The sequence below is a fragment of the Methylobacterium dankookense genome, assembly GCF_902141855.1.
Classification (GTDB): domain Bacteria; phylum Pseudomonadota; class Alphaproteobacteria; order Rhizobiales; family Beijerinckiaceae; genus Methylobacterium; species Methylobacterium dankookense.
Genome location: NZ_CABFVH010000001.1, coordinates 142,345 through 166,293, shown reverse-complemented (window position 1 = coordinate 166,293; position 23,949 = coordinate 142,345). Strand labels below are relative to the sequence as shown.

Annotated in this window: 20 protein-coding genes; 15 read left to right on the top strand and 5 right to left on the bottom strand. The window is 69.2% G+C overall.

The window, feature by feature from the left end; genetic code table 11:
* Positions 1-174: 174 nt before the first annotated feature.
* The 3 genes from MTDSW087_RS00850 to MTDSW087_RS00840 all read right to left on the bottom strand — a co-directional run bounded on the left by MTDSW087_RS00850 (position 175) and on the right by MTDSW087_RS00840 (position 3,700).
* Positions 175-1,497, bottom strand: a complete 1,323-nt coding sequence (locus tag MTDSW087_RS00850) for a hypothetical protein (RefSeq protein ID WP_144758822.1) — start codon at positions 1,495-1,497, stop codon at positions 175-177.
* 131 nt (positions 1,498-1,628) lie between these two features.
* Positions 1,629-2,894, bottom strand: coding sequence for a flavin monoamine oxidase family protein (locus MTDSW087_RS00845; RefSeq protein WP_144758819.1), 1,266 nt, complete (start codon positions 2,892-2,894; stop codon positions 1,629-1,631).
* A gap of 116 nt (positions 2,895-3,010) precedes the next feature.
* On the bottom strand, positions 3,011-3,700 hold the full coding sequence (locus tag MTDSW087_RS00840) for a DNA-binding protein (protein WP_144758816.1): 690 nt from the start codon (positions 3,698-3,700) through the stop codon (positions 3,011-3,013).
* A gap of 329 nt (positions 3,701-4,029) precedes the next feature.
* On the opposite strand from MTDSW087_RS00840, the gene MTDSW087_RS00835 reads away from it, so the two are divergent.
* The 5 genes from MTDSW087_RS00835 to MTDSW087_RS00815 all read left to right on the top strand — a co-directional run bounded on the left by MTDSW087_RS00835 (position 4,030) and on the right by MTDSW087_RS00815 (position 11,009).
* On the top strand, positions 4,030-4,701 hold the full coding sequence (locus MTDSW087_RS00835) for a toll/interleukin-1 receptor domain-containing protein (RefSeq protein ID WP_144758813.1): 672 nt from the start codon (positions 4,030-4,032) through the stop codon (positions 4,699-4,701).
* A gap of 39 nt (positions 4,702-4,740) precedes the next feature.
* The gene (locus tag MTDSW087_RS00830) at positions 4,741-6,228 is read left to right on the top strand and encodes a DUF2235 domain-containing protein (protein ID WP_144758810.1); all 1,488 of its coding nucleotides are present in this window, start codon (positions 4,741-4,743) and stop codon (positions 6,226-6,228) included.
* A 110-nt stretch (positions 6,229-6,338) separates the two neighbouring features.
* The gene (locus MTDSW087_RS00825) at positions 6,339-6,971 is read left to right on the top strand and encodes a hypothetical protein (RefSeq protein WP_144758807.1); all 633 of its coding nucleotides are present in this window, start codon (positions 6,339-6,341) and stop codon (positions 6,969-6,971) included.
* Positions 6,971-8,917, top strand: coding sequence for a coiled-coil domain-containing protein (locus MTDSW087_RS00820; RefSeq protein WP_144758804.1), 1,947 nt, complete (start codon positions 6,971-6,973; stop codon positions 8,915-8,917). The genes MTDSW087_RS00825 and MTDSW087_RS00820 overlap by 1 nt, the downstream gene beginning before the upstream one ends.
* Positions 8,918-8,921: 4 nt before the next feature.
* Positions 8,922-11,009 (top strand): hypothetical protein, encoded by a 2,088-nt coding sequence (locus MTDSW087_RS00815; RefSeq protein ID WP_186383692.1) that lies wholly within the window; start codon positions 8,922-8,924, stop codon positions 11,007-11,009.
* Positions 11,010-11,013: 4 nt separating this feature from the next.
* Here MTDSW087_RS00815 and MTDSW087_RS00810 read toward each other — a convergent pair whose 3' ends face one another.
* Positions 11,014-12,447, bottom strand: a complete 1,434-nt coding sequence (locus MTDSW087_RS00810) for a hypothetical protein (RefSeq protein ID WP_144758798.1) — start codon at positions 12,445-12,447, stop codon at positions 11,014-11,016.
* 195 nt (positions 12,448-12,642) lie between these two features.
* Between MTDSW087_RS00810 and MTDSW087_RS29895 the strand changes: the two genes are divergently transcribed.
* From MTDSW087_RS29895 to MTDSW087_RS00765, 10 genes are all read left to right on the top strand, one after another.
* Positions 12,643-12,807, top strand: a complete 165-nt coding sequence (locus MTDSW087_RS29895) for a hypothetical protein (RefSeq protein WP_186383691.1) — start codon at positions 12,643-12,645, stop codon at positions 12,805-12,807.
* A gap of 290 nt (positions 12,808-13,097) precedes the next feature.
* Positions 13,098-13,643 carry a metallophosphoesterase gene (locus MTDSW087_RS00805; protein ID WP_144758795.1) on the top strand — a complete coding sequence of 182 codons (546 nt, stop codon included), beginning with the start codon at positions 13,098-13,100 and terminating at the stop codon, positions 13,641-13,643.
* Between the two features lie 271 nt (positions 13,644-13,914).
* Entirely contained in the window at positions 13,915-14,256 is a 342-nt protein-coding gene (locus MTDSW087_RS00800; RefSeq protein WP_144758792.1) for a hypothetical protein, read from the top strand.
* A gap of 178 nt (positions 14,257-14,434) precedes the next feature.
* On the top strand, positions 14,435-16,483 hold the full coding sequence (locus tag MTDSW087_RS00795; protein WP_186383690.1) for an AAA family ATPase: 2,049 nt from the start codon (positions 14,435-14,437) through the stop codon (positions 16,481-16,483).
* On the top strand, positions 16,476-16,682 hold the full coding sequence (locus tag MTDSW087_RS00790; RefSeq protein WP_144758786.1) for a hypothetical protein: 207 nt from the start codon (positions 16,476-16,478) through the stop codon (positions 16,680-16,682). Before MTDSW087_RS00795 ends, MTDSW087_RS00790 begins: the two co-directional genes overlap by 8 nt.
* Before the next feature lie 665 nt (positions 16,683-17,347).
* Positions 17,348-17,839, top strand: coding sequence for a hypothetical protein (locus tag MTDSW087_RS00785; RefSeq protein WP_144758783.1), 492 nt, complete (start codon positions 17,348-17,350; stop codon positions 17,837-17,839).
* Positions 17,840-18,007: 168 nt separating this feature from the next.
* Entirely contained in the window at positions 18,008-19,735 is a 1,728-nt protein-coding gene (locus MTDSW087_RS00780; RefSeq protein ID WP_186383689.1) for a hypothetical protein, read from the top strand.
* On the top strand, positions 19,704-20,126 hold the full coding sequence (locus tag MTDSW087_RS00775; RefSeq protein WP_186383688.1) for a hypothetical protein: 423 nt from the start codon (positions 19,704-19,706) through the stop codon (positions 20,124-20,126). Before MTDSW087_RS00780 ends, MTDSW087_RS00775 begins: the two co-directional genes overlap by 32 nt.
* Positions 20,126-21,172: an ATP-binding protein gene (locus MTDSW087_RS00770; RefSeq protein WP_144758774.1), complete on the top strand. Its 1,047-nt coding sequence runs from the start codon at positions 20,126-20,128 to the stop codon at positions 21,170-21,172. The genes MTDSW087_RS00775 and MTDSW087_RS00770 overlap by 1 nt, the downstream gene beginning before the upstream one ends.
* The gene (locus MTDSW087_RS00765; RefSeq protein WP_186383687.1) at positions 21,169-23,061 is read left to right on the top strand and encodes a TniQ family protein; all 1,893 of its coding nucleotides are present in this window, start codon (positions 21,169-21,171) and stop codon (positions 23,059-23,061) included. The genes MTDSW087_RS00770 and MTDSW087_RS00765 overlap by 4 nt, the downstream gene beginning before the upstream one ends.
* Positions 23,062-23,074: 13 nt before the next feature.
* Here the strand turns inward: MTDSW087_RS00765 and MTDSW087_RS00760 are convergent, their stop codons facing one another.
* On the bottom strand, positions 23,075-23,740 hold the full coding sequence (locus MTDSW087_RS00760) for a hypothetical protein (protein ID WP_144758768.1): 666 nt from the start codon (positions 23,738-23,740) through the stop codon (positions 23,075-23,077).
* Positions 23,741-23,949: the final 209 nt, after the last annotated feature.

The window sequence follows — 23,949 nt, the reverse complement described above, 5'->3', positions numbered from 1 at the left end:
CCGAGACAGGTGGTGAGCGGAAATTGCCAGTCCGTTAGCGAGCATGCATTCGGTTGCTTGCCTAACTCAGCGCTCAGAGATCTGGCTTTGGCGATGTCTTAGCTATCTGCGGCGGCACCTTCTACTCAGGTGTCGAAGCCGTGACGGTGAACCGTAAGTTTCACTAAACAATTCTCAGCCTGCGCGGATTTCGCGCAGCTTGTCGGCCAGGCTCGGCCGTCCGACCGCCGCAGCCCCGTCTATCATAGCGTCGAGCACGCTAGTCTTCGACATGATGTGGTGAACGAGCTCCCACCGGGATGGCGCGGCGCGGTGTTCTTCGATTGTACGGTCGAGATGCTTGTCATAATGCTCGCCCTTCACTCTGTCGCGTCCGATATAGAACACAACTTGTAGGTCAGCGAACTCTTCAATCGTTAAAAGCTGAATGATGGTCTCGTCCAGCTCACGCGCGATCCGCGCCTCTTCCGAGTACCTTTCCCAGTCCCGGTCGAAATAGTCGATGCCGAGATCCTCAGGGTCATACGGCTTGACGGGATGGGCCTTCGCCCATTGACTTAGCGCTGCAACAGCCTTGTCGTCACTAAGGTGCCGGAGTTCCGACTCCAAGCCAACCAAGGCTGCGAGTGGGCGAGATGCACGAATCGCAGTAACTGCGGCGGTGAACTTTCTCCCGCTACTCAGACCGAAACGCTCCATCACCTCCCGCTTTTTGTCGTCGAAGCTGGGCTCGCGCCACGTCGCGTGGTCACCGATAATGGTTGCAATCGCCATAAGGTCGGCCCGCGAGCACTCGTCGGTATGCGTTCCGGTCGGCCGTTCCTCCTCCAGATCGAAGAGACGCGTCTTGATGTGCTCTAAGATCGTGCTCATCGCGTCGATGCTGTGCCGGATCAGCGGGAGGTTCACGACCGCAAGGCCGTTTAGACTTCTGCCGCCATCTCGGTTCACGGCATAGCGTAATTCCTGGCCGTCCTCATCTATGCCCGCCAAGCTGGCTACGAACGGCTCTAGCTCACCGATTAAATGGTTGAGCCGTGCATCGCCGATCTTCCCATCGCGAAGATGCTGCCAATGCGATTGAATGTCGTGGTTGACCGGGTGGGTAGTCCCGATCATCTCCATCTTGTGCAGACGGTCGATGGCGAACTTGAGCGCAAGCTCCAGCCCATGGCGGCAGTTATATAGAATCGGCATCGCGAGCGTGTCGCGGCTCCCGAAAAGGCGCTTGTCGATCACCGCGGCAATCAGCTCGCGAGCGGCCTCCAAATAGCCGTCGACATAGTTCAACGCGCTCCCCTGTGCCCCGATGCACGCATTCCACTGACCGTCGGGTATCGTCTCAAAGAAGGGGTCTGTCGTCATAGCCCCGACGTGGGGAGGGCGACGAAACGCTTCAAGCAGCTCCGCCGACGCGATGAGGACTCGTTCGAGGCTGCGGGGCGGTGGGTGGTGGACCATCTCTAGCATACCACCGGCCTGAGTGTACTGGATCACGATGGGCTAAGCTCTGCCCTCCTCGCTCCACCAAACCGCTTAGGGGCGGATTTTGCGAAAGACCGAAAAGCGTCGGGAGCAGCCTCTCGCGACGGGCATCAAACGTCAGCCGGCGACCACTAGCCGGCTGGTCAGGAGACTGCACGCACCGGGCCTAGCCGCCGCATTGAGAGAGACGACAGTACCTCGTCAGCGGCCCGCTGCCCGCTGTCGTGCGCCCCGTGGGCGGTCGAGAAGTCGAAGGGGTGTGTCGCCTCGCCCGCGAAGAACAGCCGGTCCTCGAACGGCTGGGCCAGCCGTGCCCGCGCCTGCGATTGCCCCGGCAGCGCGCAACTGTAGGCGCCGCCGATGGACGCCATGCGGCTCCACGACGTGGCCGCGAGGGGCCGGACGGCCGAGGCCACGTCGCTGCCGAACAGGGCGACCAGCTCGGACGTGGCGTGGGCGAAGCCGGCGGCGGGGCCTTCCTCCTCCAGGATGCAGGCCCCTTCGCCGCCGAGGAACGCCTCGATGACCGGCCAGCCGTTGGGCCGGATGGAGTAGGCGGCGGACCGCGCGTCGCGCAGGTTGCCGTAGGCGTGCGAGTCCGGCTCGAACGCGGCGTCGCGCCCGATCTCCAGGAAGACCTTCTCGTTGCGCCCGAGCGGCAGGGCGGCGGCCGCCTCGCGCCAAGGCTCGGTTCCCGAGGGCAGGCGGATGGCCTCGCCGGCCAGGACCGCGGTCGAGACGGTGAGGATGGCGGCCTTTGCGCGGACGGTGCCGGCCCGCGTCGAGACGGCAACGCCGTTGGCCGTCAGGTCGATCTGGTCGACGGGGGTGGCCAGGCGCAGCGCCACCGCCGGCGGCAGGCTGGCCGCAACCAGGGTGCCGTAGCCGAGCGGCAGGTTCCAGTTCCGACCCGTGGAAGCATCGTCGTAGGCCATGTAGTCGGCGGCGGAGATGCGTTCGGGCGCGACCCCGCTCATGAAGCCGGCGATGGCACGCACGTAGGCGTTCCACTCACCCCCCGGCTCCAGGGCATCGCTCGCCCGGTCGCTGCCCTGCGCAACCGCCCGGAGCCGCTCCTCCCAATCGCCAAACGCCTTCCGGGCCGCCTCCTCGTCGTCCTCTTCCCATACGATGCCGGGATGCGCCTTCGCCCACGGCGGGTCACTCCGGTCGACCGGGAAGCCGGACGCCTCGGCGATGCCGACCCAGGCGTTTCGGTCGCCCGAATGGAGCCACTCGCAGCCGAGGTCGAGCGGATACCCGCCGAGATCCTGCGTGAAGGCGCGCCCTCCGAGGCGCGACGACGCCTCAAGTAGCAGCACCGCCTTGCCGTCGGCCGTAAGCCGGCGCGCAGCGCCGATGCCGGCGGCGCCTCCCCCCACGATGATGACGTCGTACTCGTTGTGCATGCGCCGAAGGTGAGATCGAGCATCGCGCGGGACAAGCGGCAGGGCCTGCAGGGGCCGGCATCGTTCGAAGCGGGCAAGCGCTCGGCCGGCCCTTCAGCCAGTCGACGATCCCGGCTTCAGCCGGCTTTGCGGGCATACCGCCCCTCGTCCCGCGGCTCGAAATACCGGCCGTGAAAGACGCGGACGTCCATCTTCTTAAGCGTGCCCGGCGTGAGGGGCTCCTTGTGCAGGGTGGCGCCGCGCAGGGTCACGGCCCGGAGCTCCGACAGGATCTCGGTCGGCGTCAGGGGGCCGCGCTCGACGAGGAGTTCGGCTATCTCCTGCATTACGCGGTCCCAGAACTCCTCGGCGCGGAAGCGGTCGAGCTGGTTTTCGACCTTGGCGAGGCGCGCCTGGACGCGGACGCCTTCGTCCTCGGCGGCCTTGGCCCGGGCGGCGAGCGCGGCGTTCTCGGCCTGAAGGGTTTCGACCATGCCGATCAGGTGCTCGCGGTCGTGCTTGTCGTCGGCCGCCATCGTCGCGGCGGCCTCGCGCTCGCGGGCGAAGGTTTGCGTGGCCTCGCGCTTAGCCTGCTTCCAGAGGTCCATGGCGAGAGCCTGGCCGGCCTCCTTCATGGCCTTGGACATGTCGGTCGGTTCGAGCTTGGGGTTGTAGCCGCGCTTCTTCCGCCAGGCGCGCAGGTGCTTGCAGACCTCGCGGGGGGAGCCGCCGGTGGGGATGGCCTCGCGGACCCTGCGCAGGCTGGGCCGCTCGCCCTTGGCGAGCATGGCGTCGGCGACGAGGAAGACGGTGAACTCGGACGGCATGGGCGCTCCCCTGGGGCGGCGGGGAGCATGCCTGGACGAGGTTAAGCGGGCGCTGAGGCGGGCCGCGCGGGGGCACGGATTCGCGACTCCGCGGCCGGGTATCGGGTAGCGATACCCGATACCTCTTGCGCGAGCGGCTTGTCCGCCGTGAGTGGGGCCGGCCGCCCAGGCGGTATCGCAGTTGCCGGGGCCGGAGACCTGGGCGAAGCGGAACAAAACGAGCCCATGCGGTTTGAGTCCGGAACTTGGCCGCCGCGTTCGAGGGGGCTGCCGTGACCGTGAAACCAGGGACCAGGACCAGCAAGGCGAAGCCGCCCGCGAGGAGGGCGATGCCGGCCGCGCGCGCCTCGGGTCCCCCGAAAGCCCCGGCGCCGAAGGCCAAGAAGGCGAAGGTGCGGATCTTCGTCTCGTACTGCCATGCGAACGCGATCCAGCAGGCGAAGCTCCAGGTCCACCTCGCCCAGTTGAAGCGCGACGAGGTCGAGACCTGGTTCGACGGCGACATGGAAGCCGGCGACAAGTTGAACACCGAGATCTCGCGCAAGCTGCGCACGGCGGACATCTTCGTCGCATTGATGAGCCCGGAGTACATCGCCAGCCACTGGTGCCAGTTGGAGTACAGGCGGGCCATGGGCCGTCGCGCCAGGGGCTCCATGCGGGTCGTGGTCGTCGTGGTCCGGCCCTGCGCCTGGAAGGATACCGGGGCATCCGATCTCAAGGTCCTTCCGCGCGACGGGCGGCCGGTGAGTGACTGGCGGTCGATGGACCATGCCTTCGCGGACGTGGCTGAGGGCATCAAGGGCGCCGTCAAGGCCGTGCGGGCCTACTTGGCGGAGGCCGTTCCTGCCCGACCCGGCAAGCCGGCGCGATCCGCTGCGGCGCCCAAGCCGAAGAAGCGGGTGGCCTCAGCCAAGGGCAGCCCGAACGTCCTCGTGAAGGCGATGCCCGCCGCCAGGGCGGCCAGGGGTCAACGGGCGGTGCGGAGCCGCGCGACCGGTTAGAAACCGATAAGGGGACCGGCCGCAACGGCTGGGTGGGGCATGCCGAAAAACATCGTCGTCTTCTCGGACGGCACGGGGCAGGAGGGCGGGCTCCGTGAGGAGCAGCGGCTGAGCAACGTGTACAAGCTCTACCGCGTCTGCCGGGTCGGCCCGGACAGCGGCATCGACCCGCGCGAGCAGGTCGCCTTCTACGATCCCGGGCTCGGCACGGACGGCTCGGCCACCGGATTCGTCGGCGCCTACCGCCGCCTGCAGAAGCTGCTGTCCTCGGTGACCGGGCTCGGGATCACGAAGAACATCGCCGACTGCTACGAGTTCATCGTCAACCACTACGAGCCCGGCGACCGGATCTATCTCGTCGGCTTCAGCCGGGGCGCCTACACGGCCCGGTGCGTGGCCAACGTGCTGTTTCTCTGCGGTGTGCCGACCACTGCCCCCGGGGGGTACCTGCCGCGGTTCCGCCGGGCGACGCGTGCCATCGCCGAGGAGGCGGTGATGCAGGTCTACGAGTACGGGGCCGGCTCGCCGCGGGAGCAGTACCAGGAGGAGCGCTTCGAGCTCGCCCGGCGCTTCAGGCGCACGTACGGTTCGGGCGACGAGCTCCGCTCGAACGTGGCGCCGCACTTCATCGGGGTGTTCGATACCGTGGCCTCGCTCGGCGCCACCGGGCCGCGGCGCTGGGGCATCGGCGCGGGGCTCGTGCTGCTCGCCGCCTTAGTCGCGGCCGTCCCCGCAGCGCTGCTCGACCTCTCGTTCGGGACGGGTTTCTGGGGGCCCTTCGCCGCCATCCTGGCGCTGATCGGCGCGTTCGTGCTGTGGCGATGGCTCCCGACCGCGGTGAAGGTCATCCACGACAGCCCGGTCGACGGCAAGACCCATCGGCACATCGCGCAGTGGCGCTCGGCCAACTACGACCGCCTGCTCTCAGGCCATGTGGGCTACGCCGGGCACGCGCTGGCGATCGACGAAACAAGGGCGGACTTCCCGCCAGTCGGCTGGGGGATGAAGGGAGCGGTCCGCGAGCGGGTCGGGGACGAGCCGGAGCCGCTGGTCCAGATGTGGTTCGCCGGGAACCACTCCGACATCGGCGGGAGCTATCCCGAGGCTGAGAGCCGGCTGTCGGACATCGCCCTGGGCTGGATGGTCGAGGAGGCGACCAGCATCCCGCACCCGCTGCTGGTCGATGGCATGGAGACAAGCAAGCCCGGCACCGGGCGGCTGCGCCTGCACCCGGCCTTCGACGGCATGCAGCACTGCGAGGTTGCTGGGATGCACGACACCATCGCGGGCATCTTCCCGCGCTGGCTGGTGCCGTGGCTCGACTGGCTAGGCTGGCCCGTAAGGCCGCGGAAGGTGCCTGACGGCGCACCGGTGCATCCGACGGTGCGCGAGCGGTTCAGGCTGGCCGAGGTGACGCAATGCGCCGGGCGGGGCCCGTACCGTCCGGAGGCGCTGACATCTCACGCGGACTTCAGGAATGGCGATGCGGCGTCCGCCTCGCCCGAGGCCATTCGGCCCGGTCCGTAGCCGCTGGGCACACCACGCCGCTGCAGCCGCCGGTCGCGCGGTGTAAGCTTGGCTGAACGATTCTCCACCCCTCGACGGCACCCGCGTCCGGCTCGAACAGCACTCCTAGGATGGCCAAGGTCGACTATCACCGAAACGCCCTGCGCATCCTCTTCATCCTGGTGAAGGGCAGTCGCCCCTATTCCGGTGAGCCGGTCGCCGGCTATGACCGGGTCTTCGAAGGCGAGACGAAGGTTCAGGCGCTCGACTTCTGGGTCCGTTACCCGGACTACCTCGCGGACGAGCTCCTGTCGCTCTATGAGCGGACCGGTGAACGGGACCACCTCGGCTTGGCCGAGCGCATCTTCGCCGAGGAGGAACCGGACCTGCGGCGCGTGCCCATGCTGCGCCGGTATTTCGGGGCGTACGAGCCGCTCGACACGGTGCTCAGCATGCTCAAGTGCCGGGAGTTGGTGATGCCCCGCTCCCTCCGGATGCAGACGGGCAACGACAGGCACAACTTCCTTGTGGGGCCCAAGGCCCGCGGGCTGCTCGACCAGGTCGTCACGGACCTCCCCGAGCTTGGTTGGTACGATCAACGTGTCGACCTCGTCCTACGCGTGGCCGACGGCCGCGGCGGCTACGAACTCAAAGCCAGGCAGCACGAGCAGAAGGAGTACCACGATGCCGCGACGGGCGACCTGATCCCGACGACCGCGGAGCGGGTGCGCAAGCGGCTTCGACGACTAAGCGAGGAAGCGTGATGGCCGAGGAACCGAAGCGCGCGGACGCGACCTCCCTGGTTGCGGCAATCGCCGAGAAGGCCGGTCGGAGCGTCGAGGAAGTCCGCTCCCTCCTCGCCCGCCACGGTGTCGCGTTCAAGCCGGCAATCGCCGTTCCGAAGCACCTCTGCATCACTTCCCTCGCATTCACGGGCGAGAAGAAGGGCGACATGGCCCCGGGGGTGATCAATTTCGATTGGCCCGACCTAGGTCCAGGTCTCAACGCCATCCTTAGCGACAGGAACTTCCGGGGGAAGTCGACGCTCCTCGCGGTGATGAAGTGGTGCCTGACGGGACGGCGGGGCAAAGGCGTCCCGAGCGAGATGGCCGAATGGTTCCACACCGTGCGCATGACTTTCACCCTCGATGGCCAAACCTACGAGGTGGAAGTCGCCGACGCCGTGGCCCAAGCCGGCACGCTTTGGCGGATCGACGGCGAGAAGCGGCTCGCGCAGGAGACCTTCGCGTCAGGCGAGGGCTTCGAGGCGGTCATGTCCGGCTTCTTCATGGGGCAGATGGGCCTCCAGATGCTGGTCACGCACACCGACCGAGGCGAGAAGGGCGTCGATCAACCCCACGACTGGCTCTGGCTCTTCGGCGCCATGGTGATCGAGCCGAACCCGGACGTGCTGTTCGGGACCTACGCCCCGCTCGGCGCCCGCATGATGCAGATGTATCTGGGCGTGCCTTGGACGAACGCGGTGAACGACGTCCTGGCGGCGCAGAACCGCATCGGCATCGAGACGCGGCAGGCAGCCGTGGAGGCCGAGCGGTCCCGGGGCCGCCGCAAGGCTCGCGTCGAAGCTCTGGACGCCGAGATCGCGGAGTTGCGTAGGAAGCTTGAGCGCCTCCCTCGGGCTGAGGACCAGCGCACCGCCTTGCGCGCCGCGAACCGGACCTTCGCCGAGGCACAAGCCCGCCTCCGCTCGGCGCAGCGGACGCTCGACGCCGCGAGCGAGGACCGGGATGCCGCTCGGGAAGCCCACGCCGCCGCGCGGCGGGACCTCCACGAATTCAGGGAAGGCCGGGCGGCGCGGACCGTCTTCCGGTCGATTGACCCGGTTTGCTGCCCCCGGTGCGACGAGATGTTCGACGACGAGCGTCGGCAGGCCACCCGGGAAGAACACACCTGCGTGGTCTGCGGCACGCTCGAACAGCCCGAGGGCAATCCCGCTGCGCGCGAAGCCGGCTTGAGGGGCGCGGTCACCGACAGCGAGGCCGCGCTGCGGTCGCAGGAAGCCCGGCTTACAAGCGTCGAGGCGGCCATCTCGGCTGCCCGCGAAAAGATGCGTGACGCCGAGGCCGCCTGCCGTCGCCTGGAAGCGACCCTGGCCGAGCCTTCCGAGGCATATCCCCTGGAGGTTCAGCTCATCGGGACGCAGGCCAGAAGGGAGGAACTGGCCGACGAGGAGGACGCGCCGGCGGGCCATGTCGACGACCAAGCCGTCCTGAGGATCGCGGAGAAGGTGACCCGGGAGGCTTTCAAGCCCCTGCAGGACGAGTTGCTCGCCGAGGTTTCGGGGCTCATCAAGGAGTACGCCGTGCGCTTCGGCGTTGAGAGCTTGGAGGACGTGAGGCTGCAGGGCAACACCACGCTCGTGCTCATGAAGGGCGGCGGCAAGACTCACTTCGGCAAGCAGACCGACGGCGAGAAGGTCCGCTTGAAGATCGCCGCCACGCTCGCCCTTATCAAGGTCGCCGAACGGCGGGGCCTGGGGCGTCACCCGGGGCTGCTGCTCATCGATTCGCCCGGCTCGAACGAGATGGTCGGTCAGGATTACGAGAGCCTCGTCGCAGGCCTTGCCGAAATCACCAAGGAGATCGGGCACCTGCAGGTGTTCGTGGCGGCCATCAACAATGAGACCATCCGAGGGCATGTGCCTCGCGAGCGGCTGCTGTACGCTGAGGGCGACGAGTACCTCTGGTGAGCTTGTGGACGCACTCGATGCCAGGATGGCTGCGGCGCTGAGCGAGGACCGCCGGCCGTCAGCCTCGGATTTCGGTGGACTGGACCCGATCTTGTCAGCGGCGGGAGCCGTTGCCAGCTCGGCCTACGCCCCGGAGTTCTTCGAGCTCGTCCTCGACGAGGCCGACCCGGCGGACGCCGCAGTTCAATCCTTCTCCGGCGAGTTCGTCGACCGGCTGGACAACGACATCGGCATCAACGCCCTTGTCGACCTCGTCGCCGACAGGGCGCCGCTGCCGGAAGCCGTCGAGAGGCGCTGGTTCAGGCGGTGGCTCGCGCTCGCCGAGGACCGCGGGGCCATGTCTAGCGTGAGGACCGCGGCGCTACGAGGCGCGCTCCTCATGAAAAGGCAAAGCTCTCGCCGCTCCCTCATGCTGTCCGCCTTCGTCGTGAACTGCGAGCCGGACGACGAACCCGGTTTCCTCGCGCACGCCGCCCGGATCGCCGGCCTCCTGCATGCCGAAACCCCGAACCCGGGGACCGTCGAGTTCCTGGAGGGCCTTCTCGGCGTCCAGGATGCCGCTGACGAGGCGACGTTCGAGCTCGGCATGGAGCGGGTGGGGGGCGCCCTCCGGGCGACCAACGGTCGCGATGTCCTAGGCCGCTTGAGGGAAGCCCGCACCCGGTTCGAAGCGGCGTCGGCAATGAGGGATGCCCGTGCCGACGCGCGCGTGCTCTCGCTGGCGATAGGGCTGCTGGACGACTTCTACGAGGAGCGCGTCGGCGGCTGGTCGGACCGGGTGCGGAACCTGGGTCGCGAGGCATTCGCCTACTCGGCCTATTCCCACCAGGACGGCGATTTCCTGAACGGCGCGAAGGCCGCGGAAGTCTCCGCTTGGGCGTCCTTGGCCATCCGCCTCGGAACGCTGGGCCCCAACCTCGACAAGCCCGCTTGGTGGGATGCGGCGCGCATCATCGAGAATGAGTTGCTAGCCGTGTATTCGGCGAACCGGACCATCTTCCGGCGGTCGAGCGACGGTGGCCTGGAATGGCTGGTGCGCCCCCGAATTGAGCATTACTTCGCGCGCCACCGCGAGCAGCTCTACGCCTTGCGCGACTGGATCGGGGCCCATGCCGCCTCCGAGCTCGGCGCCACCGCCTCGGAACTCGTCTCCCGCGCCGACGCCGCGCTGGGGAAGGGGGCGGACCCGGACCCTTCCGGGGCGGCGATCGTCAGCCCCACGGTCGCCGCCGTCATTGAACAGGGCGAACCTTCCTTCGAGCTACAGGAGCGACTTGCCCGAGAAGTCATCGCGAACGTCAACGCTTTCGAGGCCCGCTCGCTCACGCCGACCTTGATGGAAGCGCTAGCGCTCGTGCTCCCGGCCTTCGAGGGCATCGCCTACTTCGATACCAACCCGAACGTGAGGACCATCGTGCAGGCGGTGGTCTATAAGACGCTGCTCTTCCTCGAAAGCCGGATGGACCCGAGCCTCGGGGTCGATCCGACCGTCGCATACCTCTTCACCCGCGAGGATGAAGCCAATCCCCTGGAGAAGGAGATCCAGCAGGATTTCATGAGGTTCATCCGGACGGCCAAGTTCGGAACCGTCGATGAGCTGCGCGGTGTCGCCGCTGGACGTGCCGACGTGGTGCATCAGGTGGATGGCGTGAGGTTCATCACCGAGGTCAAGCGCGAGGAGGAGGACGCGTCGTTCGACAACCTGCTGGCCTCCTACGGTGACCAGACCTCCCTCTATCAGAACACGAACGTCCCCATCGGCATCCTGCTCGTCCTGGACCTCACGACGAAGGGCGGCCTTTCCGGCCACTTCAGGACCCTTTACCGGACCGAGGTCGGCAACCTCCTGGGTGACGGGACAAACCGTGGCGTGCTGATCGTGAAGGTGCCCGGCCGTCGGATCGCGCCGAGCGCGGCGACCGTAGAGGCCACGAAGAGGGTATCCAAGGCCAAGGCAGAGGCGGCGAAGAAGGCGAAGGTCGCCGCCAAGGCGGCGGCCGCTCCTGCCCCCCGCCCGAGCCGCCGCGGGCGAGGCCGGAAGTCTGCCGATGATCAAAAAGCTGCGCCCTCAGTGCCGAGGAAGAAGCCCTGATGCCTCACCGCCGCATGCGCGCCCTGAACTCCAGCTTCCGGCGGCGCAGCCCGGTGGCCGACTTCATGAGGAACGCGTCGAGCGCCTCGCACCGCCGCTCCGCCTCAGCTCCGAGGAGACCGGCAACCGAGGGCTCGGCATCGGCGTAGAGCAGCGCCGCGAACCTCGCCCGCACTGTCCTCGACACGACGCCGGCATCGTCCTCTGCGTCCCGTGGCAGCACCGACCGCTCCGGAATCTCGGCGAAGGAGCGCCAGATGTCGAACGCGGTCCAGTCGTCGTCGACCAGCAGCATCCGGCACGTCTCGGGCGTCACGGGCAGGTGCCGGCGCCCCCAGAGGCGGTCCTCGTCCCCGGGCTCCCACTCGGCGACCACCTGCTCGTAGAAGCTCCTGAACTCCCCGCAATCGTACCGGTCCGGCGCGGCCGCCTCGAAGAACAGGCCGCCCTCGGCCAGGCGGTCGATGTCACCGGGGGTCGGGTAGGCGCCGAACCGCAAGAACCGGGCGTAGCCAGCCTTGTCCCAGGCATCGCCCCCGGCGGTCGGGCCGGGCTCGCCGACATAGGTCACCGGGTCCAGCGTGAAGACCATCCTCAGGCCGCCCCGGCGGTCCGGGTCGGCGACCACCCCGAGGCCGACCTCCTGGCAGATCGCGCAGTGCGTGCGGCCCAGGGGCGTCAGCTTGGGGCGGGCGAAGAACAGCGCGCTCTCCTCGCCGTCCTCCCACTCGCCCCGGGACACGGTCGCCTCCGCGTGCGCCACCATCCGGGTCAGGAGCGGGATCACCGGCGTGTTGCCGCGGTCGTGCATGTGGGCGGCCGGGCCGTGGAAGACCATCTCGCCGGCCGCGGCGTCGAACCCGAGCTCCAGCCGCCGCGCCTCGGCCAGGGAACGGGCGAGCTCGAAGCGACGCCCGGGGTTCGAGAGGTGGTCGGCGATCCGGTTGACGTCCCCGGCAAGCTCAGCGTCCGGTTCGAGCTCCGGCTCGGCGCGGAAGGGCTCCAGGAAAGCCCCGACCGCGTCGGCCAATTCGGCGAGCAACGCCCCCTCGTCGACGGCATGGCCCTTCTTGCGGGCATGGCGCGCGATGGCCTTCACGTGGTCGACATGGGCGCCGATGCCGGTCGCCAGCCGCTTCGTGACCGGCTCGCCGGCCATCTCAAGGTCCGTCAGGTAGAAGCGGCCCGTCGCGCTCGGCTGGCTCGCGCGCCCGGCGCCGACGAGCACCTTCGTCGGCTTCAGCCCGAAGCGCCGCAACATCGACGTCACGGTCCGCGTCGCCGCCAGCGCCTGGTCCCGGGTCAGCTTGCGCGGTCCCTTCCAGCCGCTCTTCGGCTTCGTCATCTCCGCGGCGAAGGCCAGGACGGCGGCCGGGCCGGTGCTTTCCAGGGCGCGGTCTATCATCGCCTTCACGGTAGGGGTGGCATCGGTCGTCATTGTCGGTCTCCCGTCAGGTGGAGACAGGAGCATGCGGCCCGACACCGCCGCCTGCATTAAGAGTATGCCATACACACCAGAAGGCAAATTGGCTTAAGTCTTCCCCAGCATTTGGCATAGCGTGGCCTGGAACGGGACACGCCCTCTACCCGACCATCACCGCATCGGCCCAAGCGGCCTCATGCGGACCATGTCATGTCGACCCCGACCACGCTCCGGAACCGCCTCGCCGTCACCGCGGTCCGGCTCCGGCACCTCGCCAGGACCGCCTATCCGTTGGTGGTGCGCGCTTGGCGTCTCCTGCGTCTCCTCCACCTCCTCACTGGCCACCCGGACCTTGGTGATTTGGGCGTCGATTGAGGCTCGGTCAGCGCACATCAGTCAGGCAGGAGCTATCGGGTAGCGCTACCCGATACCTCGCCGACGAGTCGCGTATCACGCACCTCCGGCCCCTGCCGGAACGGCCTCCGGCACCGTTCCGGCGGCGCGGCTCTGTGGATCCCGGCGTCCCGGGCTTGCGCCCGCATGAAGGCCGCGACACGGTTAACGGACCTCAGGAGACACCGCCTTGAAACCCGCGGGCCAGCACCCGACCAACTGACCGCCGGAGTGCCGCTGCGTGCCGAGCCTCCGCATCCCGCGAGGTTCACGTGTCACGCCAACTCTTTGTCTCGGATACACATTTTGGGCACGGTTCGATCCTCTCGCCGAGGATGCAGAACCCCAGGCCGTTCGCCTCCATCGTGGAGCACGACGAGACGCTGATCGCGAACTGGAACACGGCCGTGCGCCCTGAGGACACCGTCTGGCACCTCGGCGACTTCTGCTACCGCTGCAGCGAGGAATACGCCCGTTCGGTCTTCGGCCGCCTCAAGGGACGGCACCGCTTCCTCGTCCGCGGCAACCACGACCGCATCTCCGTGCGCCTGCCCTGGGACGGCATCGTCGACGTCGCCCGGGTGGTCGTCTCCGGACCGGACGGCGTCGCCCAGGGCGCCTGGCTGAGCCACTACGCCCACCGGGTCTGGCCCCGGATGCACCGCGGCGACCTGCACCTCTACGGGCACTCGCACGGCACCCTGCCAGGCACCGAGGCGAGCACCGACGTCGGCGTCGATTGCTTCGGCTTCAGGCCCGTCACCGTCGACGAGATCCGCACCCGCCTCGCCGAGAACGCCCGGGAGGGCATGCCGTGACCGCTGGAAGCGCGGCCACGGTCGTCCACAAGAATACACCGCGACCAGGCCCGCAAATTGCTTGGTGTCGCTTGTCGGCTTGACGCCCCGGGCGTCGGTCGCGAATCTGTTCCATCCCTGGACGGTCACCCGTCCCATCGCGAGACCGCCTTGTTCCATCCCCTGCGCCTCATACGGGAAGCCCCGGCCGCCGGCCGGACCTCGCCTTCCCCCCACGCCCTGCAGGGGGCCTGACCGGCGCGCGACGTCCGGCGGCCCCGAGAGAGGCCGCATGACCGACGTCATCACCGACAATGCCGACGCCCGCCGCGCGTCCGGCCACGCACCGTCCCACCCCTTCGCCGCGCCCCCTCCCGAGACCGAGGACCCCGCCCGCCAGGTCGGGGAGATCTTCCGGCGCCTGAGCGGCTGCCAGGTCACCTACGGCGAGGCCGGGTTCACCCGGATCGCCAAGACCGTGCTCGTCGCCCTGGGCAAGGCCGCCTTGGAAGAGGCCGAGCGGCAGGCCCGCCACCTCCGGGAACGGACCGCCCCTGTGGGACCCGGCATCAGGGTCTCCGCGACGGCCCGCCGGGTCGACTTCGACGGCTGGGACCCCGGCGAACAGGACTGACCGCCAGACAGGACGCGAGAGGAGCACGCCATGACCAACCGCCTGAAACGGATATCGCGCCGCGCCGGCCGCCTCCCGGGGCCGCCGGCCATGCCTCGCCTCACCCGATCCGAGAACCCCCGAGGGGCCTGACCGGCGCGCCGTCGATGCGCGCGGCGGCCCCATGCAGGAGGCCGCCATGACCAACGCCAGGAAGACTTCCCCGCTCTCCCTTCTCGACCATGCACGTCGGGTCGCCCGCCAGGCCGAGGAGGGCCAATTTCCCGACGAGCCCGGTTTCCGCGTCGAGCAAGTCGATCTCACGTCGGCTGCCGATGACCACGCCTCCTTCCTCGACCACAACTCCGTCCCGCGCATGCTCGGGACCGCGTTGCTGATGGAAGCCCTGTCGGACCGCGACCTGGCAACCATCCAGGCGCGCAACGGCGTCGCCGTCGTGATCGAGGTCGCCCATTCCGAGATGGTCGCGCCGGTCGCCGACGCGCTTCGCGCCGCCGGGGTCTTCTCCGAGATCTTCCAACGCTGGGGCGGGAGCAAGAGCCAAGACAGACCCGATCACGGTTGCGACAAGGTCGCCGGCATCCTGGGAGGCGGCGCCAACGTGGCTGGCGTCTCGCCAGCCCCGGCCCGCTACCTACCCTCGAACCTCACCGCCGCCGCAGACATCCGCCTGACCCTGGGCGCGCCTACGCCGGCCGCGGTCAGGACGGTCATCGCGTTAGTCACTGGCCGCCGCGTCCGGAAGCTACCGTCGCTGGCCGGCCTGGGCTTCCTCGATGTCTGCTCGGCGATCCGCCGCAACTCGACCGCCGGGGCCTGCGCGAGGCGGCTCTCCGCCATGGTGGAGGCCAGGCGGGCCGTGATCGCGACGAACAGCGCCCCGTCCTTGGAAATGACGCACGGCTACGGCGAGGCCAAGGAATGGGGCTTGGCGCTCGCGGCCGCGGTCGAGGACTGGCGCTCGAAGGGCATTCCCTGGGTGGAGGCGGTCAAGGGCGACCGCGCGGTCGTGTTGGGTGGGCCGCCCGGCACCGGCAAGAGCAGCTTTGCGGTCAGTTTAGCCAAGAGCTTGAAGCTTAGGTTGCACGTAACCAGCGCGTCGACATGGTTCTCGAACGGCGCCGGCTATCTCGGCGACGTTGTGAAGGCAATTACGTCTACGTTCCAGGAAGCATCTGCGAACGGACCCGCAGTGCTGTTCATCGACGAGATCGACGGCGTCCCGTCTCGGGATAGCGTAGATGCACGATATAGAGATTTTTGGAGTCCCGTGATCGGGTGCTTGTTGCAGGAAATCGAGTCCGCGGCTTCTTCGAGCACGAACCTGATCCTCATCGCGGCGACCAATTTCCCCGAAAGGCTCGACCCGGCGTTGGTCCGCCCGGGACGCCTCAATCGGGTCCTGAGGATCGGGCTGCCGGATGCGGATGCAATCGTCGGCATCCTCGGCCAGCACCTTGGTGACGAAGCTCCGCCCGGTGCCGACCTGACGCCGCTCGGCACCCTCGGGGTCGGCGCCACCGGGGCCGACGTCGCCGGGTGGGCCAGGGCCGCCCGCGCCGCGGCGCAGGCCGCCGGCCGGGCCGTGACCTTGGACGACGTCGTCCGGCAGGTCTGCCCGCCCGAGACGCGGCCGCCGGAGACCGTCCGAGCCATCGCACGCCACGAGGCTAGTCATGCCGTCATCGGCGAGGTTGTCGCCTCCTCGACATTGGAGGTCGTGACCATCGTCGAACGCGGGTCGTTCGCGGGGAGCACGAGCGGTCGCCTGCGCAGCAACCCGACCATGATGACGGCCGCGCAGATCGACGCCCTGGCCGTGACCCAGCTCGCTGGCAGGGCGGCCGATGAGATCTGGGGCGAGCCCACCACGGGCGCGGGCGGCGAGCGGTGGAGCGACCTCGCCGTCGCCACCAACCTGCTCGCCTCCAAGGCCGCTTCCTGGGGACTGTCGGGGTCCCTCCTGTACCGCGGCGACCGCAGCGAGGTGCAGGCGCTCCTCAGGGACGACGCCCAGTTCCGCGAAGCCGTCGCGCGCGACCTGGACCGCCTGTACTCGCAGGCCCTGCGCCTGGTGCGGGAGAACAGGAACCGGATCGAGCGCGTGGCCGACCGCCTGGTCGAGCGCCGCGTCCTCGGCGGCGTGGAAGTCCGCGCGCTCATCGCGGACACCTCGCCGACGCCCGTCCACGAGGCCGATGCCGCCGAGGGAGGTCCCCATGCGTGAGGATGTCGATGCCCGCGTCGCGGAGGTCATCATGGGGCTCGTGCGCCTGTCCCGCCTCCTGCCGCCCGACGACATGGACAGCCTGCTCGGGGCCGTCGCCGTCGAGGTGGAGACCGGGATGGAGCTCGTCGAGGAGCGCCGCCACACCCGAAGGACGGACGCCAACGTGGTGTCCTTCCCGGGGCCGCGCAGCCCGTAAGGTGGCGCCCCCGCCGCTCGCGTCATCCACAGGCTTCTCGTGCAATCGGCCCGGCCAGGGTGTTTGTTAACCTGTCCTCAGCCTGGGCGGTGCAGGATCCCCTCATCGCCCGACATCGACCCACCGGCCAGCACCTGGCCTCCACCGGAGGAGCGCACGCATGCCCTGCATGACCATACGTCCCTTCCGGTCCGGCGGTGTCCCCACCGAGGCGATATCCCGGAACCGGACCTGACCCGGAGCGCCCGCGGGCGCCCGACCCTTCGCGAATTCCCGAAGGCCCGCCCCGTCACGGGGCGCGGTGTCTCGCCCTTTTCCCGGGAGGCTGCCCCGATGTTCAATCGCCAATCCATCCTCGCCGACCTCTGCGCCGGCCGTCCCACCCTGTTCTCGGCGCCGACCCTCGTCGCCCCCAAAGGGTGACAGGCTAGTCCCAGCCAAAGGGGGACACGGGAACGGTCGCGCAAGCGGCTCCCGATCTCGTCGGCATCGACTATCCCTGGACGGAGCCTGCAAGGAAGCCCCGTTCGCGCAAGCGCGGGCCCTCGGCCGGGAACCTGCCCGATCCGGTCCGCTGCCGGACGCACGGCTTCGACAGCGAGTCCGAGCGCACCGTCCTCACGGTCCTCGCCTCGTTCTCGACGGTCCGGGCGATCCACGAGCAGGTGAAGGTCACCTACCGGCGCGACGGAGTCCTGCACGTCTACTTCATCGACGTCGTCGTCGAGCACCGCTGCGGCCATCGCAAGGCTTACGCTGTGAAGGACACGGCGAAGGCGGCGCTGAGGGACGACACCGCGGCCAAGCTTCGGCTCATCTGCGAGCAGGACGCCGCCGGGCTCGCCGATGACTACAGGCTGGTCACCTTCGAGGGCCTCGACCCGGCCGCGGTCGAGAACGCGAGCCTGATCGCGCGCTGCGGCGCCGAGCAGGACCGCGAGGCATGGGAGGCGGTCCGCGCGATCCTGCCGGGCCTGCCCGGGACCGTCACCGCCGCCGGCGTCGGCGAGGAGTCGGGATACGGCGTCAGGGGGATGAGGGCGGCCTTCGCCCTCATCCCGGCGGGCCTCCTCAGGAACCCGCCGGGCGAGCGCCTCCACATGGACACCCCCTTAACCAACGGGTCGAGCCTAATCGGCGCTAACCACGCCGCTTAACAGGCCCTGCAGCTCACGCCGGGAGGATGTCCTTCAAGGACACCTTCCCGGCATTTGAGAAGGAATGGTCAATACATGCCCAACAAGCGCCTTTACCTCACGCTCAACGACCGCGTCCGGCGGAACGGCGAGTGCTACCGTCCCGCCGAGCGCCTCGAACAGGCCTGGGTGCTGATGCACGTCGTCGACGGCGAGATGCTCGTCGACGACGACGACGCGTGGCACCTCACCGACAAGCGCCAGCAGGAGCTTCGGGACGCCAAGGTCATCGCCGTCGACGAGAACTACTTCTCGGCGGCCGGGAAGGATCTCGCCGCTCGCGACGACGACCTGCTCCTGCACGACCTGACCGACGCCGAGCTGCGGACCATCGCCTGGAAGGTCGAATGGTGCACGCGCTGGAACCGGGCACGCGCCGGACTCGACGGCCGCGACCAGAAGCCGGCCCTCACGCCGAAGGGGCTCACGGCCTTCATCGAGGGCGAGCGCGAGGCCGTGCACCGGTGGTACATCCACAGGTACCGGATGCCGCGTCCGCCCGGGCGGGACATCGTAGGGCTTGAGCGCAAGACCTACGACTACCCGGGCCCGACGACCCTCAGGGAGTGGGTCGCGGAGTACGAGGACGCCGGGTTCCGGTCGAGCGCCTTCAAGCCGGGCTATGGCCGGTGCGGGAACCGCCATCAGCTCGACGACCGGGTCCTCGGGATCATCATGCAGCGCATTGAGGAGTACGCCAGCCGCGGTGGTCCCCCCAAGGACAACATTTTCCTAGACGTCGACGGCGACGTCGAGAAGCTGAACAAGCAACTCCCCAAGGACGCGCAACTGTCCGTGAACGAGCGGGCCGTCCGGCGTCGCGTCAACAAGATGGCGCCGATCATCGTGGACGCGGGACGGCTCGGGCCGGAGGTCGCCGGACGCAAGTACACGCCGGTCGGCGAGGGGCTGCGGACCTACGACGGTCTTGAGGTGATCGAGCGGATGGGCCGCGTCGAGATGGACGATTGGGAGATGGACCTCTTCTCCATCCTCAACGACGCGGAGGTCTACGAAACGCTCACCCCGGAGGCGCGCGAGGCCGCGAGGAAGGTCGACCCCAAGGTCCGTTGCACGGCGACCGCCGGCATCGACGTCCTCACGCGCTGCGTCGTCGCCCTGAACGTCACGCCCGGCAAGGCGTCGACGATGGGCTCCCGGCGCGCCCTGCACTCGATGTTCGTCGACAAGTCCGGTTGGGCCAAGCTCGCCGAGGCCACGTCCGGATGGCCGATGACGGCGAAGCCTCGCGAGGTCGCGACCGACGGCGGCCCCGCCTTCGAGGGCGAGTTCCGCGACACCGTCCGGCGCCTCGGCATCACCCACCGCTACCCCGGCGGCAATCCCACCTCGCGCGGCCACGTGGAGTCGTTCTTCAAGAATTTCATGCGGTTCTGCAAGATGTTCACGGGGCAGACCTTCTCCAACGTGGTCAAGCGGGGCGACTACGAGGCCGAGACGCTGGCCAGCGTCATGGCCCACGAGATCGAACTCCTGCTCGTCCGCTTCATCGTCGACGACTACCACCGGCGGCCCCATCCGGGCCTGGCCGACATGAGCCCCCTCTGGGTCTGGGAGAGGTCGTCCAACGACCTGATGCCTCCGCCGGACGAGGTGCAGAGGCACGTGGCGTTCGGCATCCGGAAGCGGAACCTGCGCATCCGGGCGCCGGGCATCACCTTCATGCACGTGCCCTACAAGCACCCCAAGATGGGCCTCCTGCGGCCTGGTCGGGCGCCGGGACCTCACCGGCGTCATCAACCCCAACGACCTGGGCACCATCCTGGTGCTGGTGCCGGAGGAAGCCCGGCGTGCCATCGGCGCCGTGGGCGACTTCATGGAGTTCAAGGCGGATGAGTTCCGCGGCGTGCCGCTGACCAGGCTTGAGCACTACAACGACGTGCTCAAGCGGTTCGCCGCCGAGGAGGAGGCGGCCGGCCGCCCCGTCAGGCACGAGGCCCGGCGCTTCATCAAGCGCGCCGCGGAACTGGCCCGCATCCGGGCCGGCGTCCCGTCCGACGTCCTGACGAACGAGCAGCAACTCGGCTTGCTCGACCGGATCGAGCGGGCCGGCGACCGGGCTTCCACGCCCCGGCCGAAGCCCGAGGGCGCCCCGATGTCCGCCGCGGACGAGCCGGACACCCTGGGCGTGTCCATCGCGAGGAAGCCCGGCTCCGGCCGCGTCGCCGATCCGGCGAAGCCCGCCAACCGCAAGTCCGTCAACCGCTACCGTGACGAGGAACGCTGATGACCACGCAACTCGAAGCCGCCTTCGACCCGGCGATGGACGAGGACGACTACTTCCGGGGCGTCAGCGCCGGCATGCCCGAGGGCAGCCGGCGCGTGATCGACGGCCTTGAGAAGGTCAGGTCGGTCTACGTGGAGTGCGGGCGCGACGACGCCCTCCTCACGGGCTTCAACCGCTTCCTGGAGCGCTACGTCGCGACGCGCCGGCTCCCCAAGCAGGAGGCGGAATGCTTCTTCCTGGTCGGGCCGAGCGGCGCCGGCAAGACCGCCGCCATCGGGCGCATGCTGCGCGGGCACGAGGCGCTGCGCCCGGTCCGGAGGCCCTACGGCCTCGCGCCGCGCTACGTCTCGATCAAGCTCAAGGGCTACAGCCACCCCCGTCTCGTCGGCGCCCAGATCATCCGGGAAGCCGGATACGGCCTGGCCGCCAAGACGGGGCGCGGGGAGGTTTGGGACGGGATGGCCGGTTACCTGCAGGCGCAGGGCGTGTTCCTGGTCCACATCGACGAGGCCCAGCACCTCCTGAAGCGGAAGGCTTCGCAGTCCGAACGCGAGGAGCTCGCGAACGCCATCAAGGGCGTGGCCATCGACACGAAGTGGCCGGTCGCGTTCGTGTTCTCCGGGCTGCCCGAGGTCCTGGGTCTGCCCATCGCGGACGACCAGGTCGAGCGCCGGGGCAACTTCATCCGGTTCGCCGACGTGGCGATGCCCGAGGAGAGGGACCTCGTCCTCAACATCCTCTCCCGGATGGGCGAGGCCGTCGGCATCGCGTCGGATCACCTGACGGAGACCGACCTTCCCGAGCGGCTCGCCTTCGCGGCCCGGCACCGGTACGCCCGGATCTGCCAGCTCGTGGAAGGAGCCCTGCAGGAGGCGCTCCACTGGCAGAGGACGCGGCTGACCCCGGGCCACTTCGCCGCCGCCTTCGAGCGCCGCTCCCTCGTTTACGGCCAGGACGACAAGAACCCTTTCGTCGCCGAGCACTGGCGTCACCTGCGCCCGGGTTCGTTCCTGACCGTCGACGACTCACCGGCGCAAGCGTCGTGAGCGGCGACGCGACCATCGAGCGGCCCGAGGGCCGGTTCCTGAACCTCGGGCATCCCTTGCAGCCGAGAGAACCGGCCTTGGGTTACGCGGCCCGCCTCGCCGCCCTGAACGGCGTCGGCCTGCCCGGCCTTCTCCGGGACATGCGCATCGACCTCGACGCCCTCGGGCGCGGGGACGGACGCACGCTCGACGCCCTGGCCGAGCTGCGCAGGCTGGGCCCGACCGGGCGGGACGCCCTCGGTCGGCACACCCCGACGCACGCCGTCGGGGACAAGGCCACGACGGTCGGCGGACATAGGTTCCCGCCCGGAACGGTGCTCACCTCGGCGACGCGGGTCTGCCCGCACTGCGTGGCGGAGGATCTCGCGAGGTTCGAGGGCCCGTGGCACGCCCGGCCGTGGTCGAGGCTCGAATGGGTGCTGTCCCCGGTCCGTACCTGCGGCGTGCACGGGACCGTGCTGCTTCACGTCGAGGCCGACGTGACGCTCCGTGCCGGCCACGACTTCTCGGCGACGCTGGCCCGCCAGGTCCTGCCCGTGCTCGACCGTCTCCGGGCCAAGGCCGCCCCCGCCGCCGGCTCGGCCTTCACGGAGTGGTTCGTCGCCAGGCTCGACGGCTCGCGCGATCCGGGCAACTGGCTGGACGACGCGCCCCTGCACGCCGCCGCGGCCTTCTGCGAGGGCCTCGGGATCTCCGTCCTGCACGGGCCGGGAACGCACCCCTCCACCATGGGGATGGCGGACCTCGCGCGGGCCGCGGAGGAAGGCTACCGCATCGCCGCGCAGGGGCCGGAGGCGGTCGAGGCCGCCCTCGACGACATCGTCGGACGACACCGCTTCGCCAAGCGCGGCTCCGTCGGGCACGAGAAGGTCTACGGGCGCGTCCACGCGGTCCTGCGGACGAGCCTGAAGGACCCCGGGTTCGAGAAATTCCGCCACGTCCTTCGGGAGCACGCCTTCGCGAGGCTCCCCATCAGCCCCGGGACGCCCTTCCTCGGGGTGCGGTTGGGCGAGCGGCGCATGCACACCCAGAGGAGCGCCGCCTTCTCCTCCGGTCGGTCCGACGCCGGGCTGCTCCGCCTGGTCGGACCCGAGGCGGCCGCTGACGGGCAGCGGCTCTGGATCACCGTCGAGGAGTTCGGGACGATCGTCAGGAAGGTCGAGGACCACCTCACGGCCAGGGACGTCGCCGCCAGGACCGGCTTCACGGTGAAGCAGGTCGGGCACCTGGAAGAGGCCGGGCTGCTGTCGGTCCTGCCCGAGGCCGACCGGAACGGGGGCACGAAGCGCCGCTTCCTCCGTCCGGACGTCGATGCCTTCATGGCGAGGCTGTTCCGCGACGCCGTCCCCGTGGCCAACCCCGCCGAGCCGAGGATGGCCGTGGAGCGGGCGGGGCCGTCTATACGGGTGGGCGTCGTCGAGATCCTGCGCCTGATCCTCGATGGCCGTCTCGCCTGGGTCGGGCGCCACACGACGGGCAACCGCTACGACGATCTCTTGATCGACCGGGACGAGGTCCTCAGGGTCCTGCGGGGCGAGGGATCGGCCGACGACGTCACCGAATCGGAGGCGGCCGCCATGCTGGTCGGCGTCGACCCGCGCAACTTGTGGCGCCTTGCCAGGGTCGGCCTGCTGGCATGGTCGCCCGGATACCGCCCGCGCGATCCGCGCTCCGTCAGGGCGTTCACCAGGGCGAGCGTCGAGGCGTTCGCCGCCGAGTACGCCACCCTCAAGGAGGTCGCCGCCCGCATGTGCCTCGCGCCGCACCAGGCCATGCGGCGGCTGGAGGAGGCCGGCATCGGGGGCGCGACGAGCTACGACCGGGTCCGGATGAAGCTCTACAGGCGGCGCGACCTGCCCGCCGGCCCGATGGCCGCCGACGCAGCCTGACCCCTCGACGGGGTCAGTGCATCCCGGGGGCCGCCGGCGCCTCGGCCAGGTCGAGGCTCGCCTCCGGATCGTACGACACCTGCATGATGCCGAACGCCATGGCGGCGCAGCACATCCGGCAGGCGTCGTACCGGGTCTGGAACTCGGCCGCCGCCCAGGCATCCTCCGTGACGGGTCCGTCGCCCGAGATCTCGGCCCGGAGTAGGTCGAGCTCCCGCCGGATGTGGGTCGCGTCGAACTCGACGTGCGGGACGCGGGCGGCATAGCTTTCGAGCATGCCCGGATCGACCGGGACCTCGTGCTCGTCGAACCGGAACCAGCGCAGCCCCGTCGCCGGGTCCGGCGGCGGGACGTTGTCGCGCTGCGCGCAGATCGACATCATGCCGACGACGCTCTCGATGGCTTCCGTCCGCGTGGCGACGGGCTCCGGGGTGCCGACGATGGTCGGGACGCCCGGCGGGAGGCCCTTGAACTCCAGGTCGGCATGCCAGCCGTCGCCGACCTTGTAGAGGTGGACGCCGGCCGCCTTGGAGAGCTGCCAGTACGCCTCGGCGGCGGCGAAGACGTTGCTCCGGGCCTCGACCTGTACGCCCGTGACGTCCACGAGCTGACCCTTCAACTGCCTGAGCAGGGACGCCGCCTTCGCCCGGTTCTGCGGATTTCCGTGCTTGTAGCCCATGGCGACGCCTCGTCCCGCTGCCGGCGAGAGCGCCGGCCGGTCGAGGAATTCTCCGGCTCCGGGTCGCAACCCACAAACCGCTCAGGGGCGTTGCACGTGAGGTTGTACGACCCCCAAAACGATGTGCGGATCTTTGGTGCCTGAGGTAGGGGACTATGGTGCGGGGGCTGCCTGTCCCCCTAGGCGCTCAACGCGGATCAAAGGGTCGG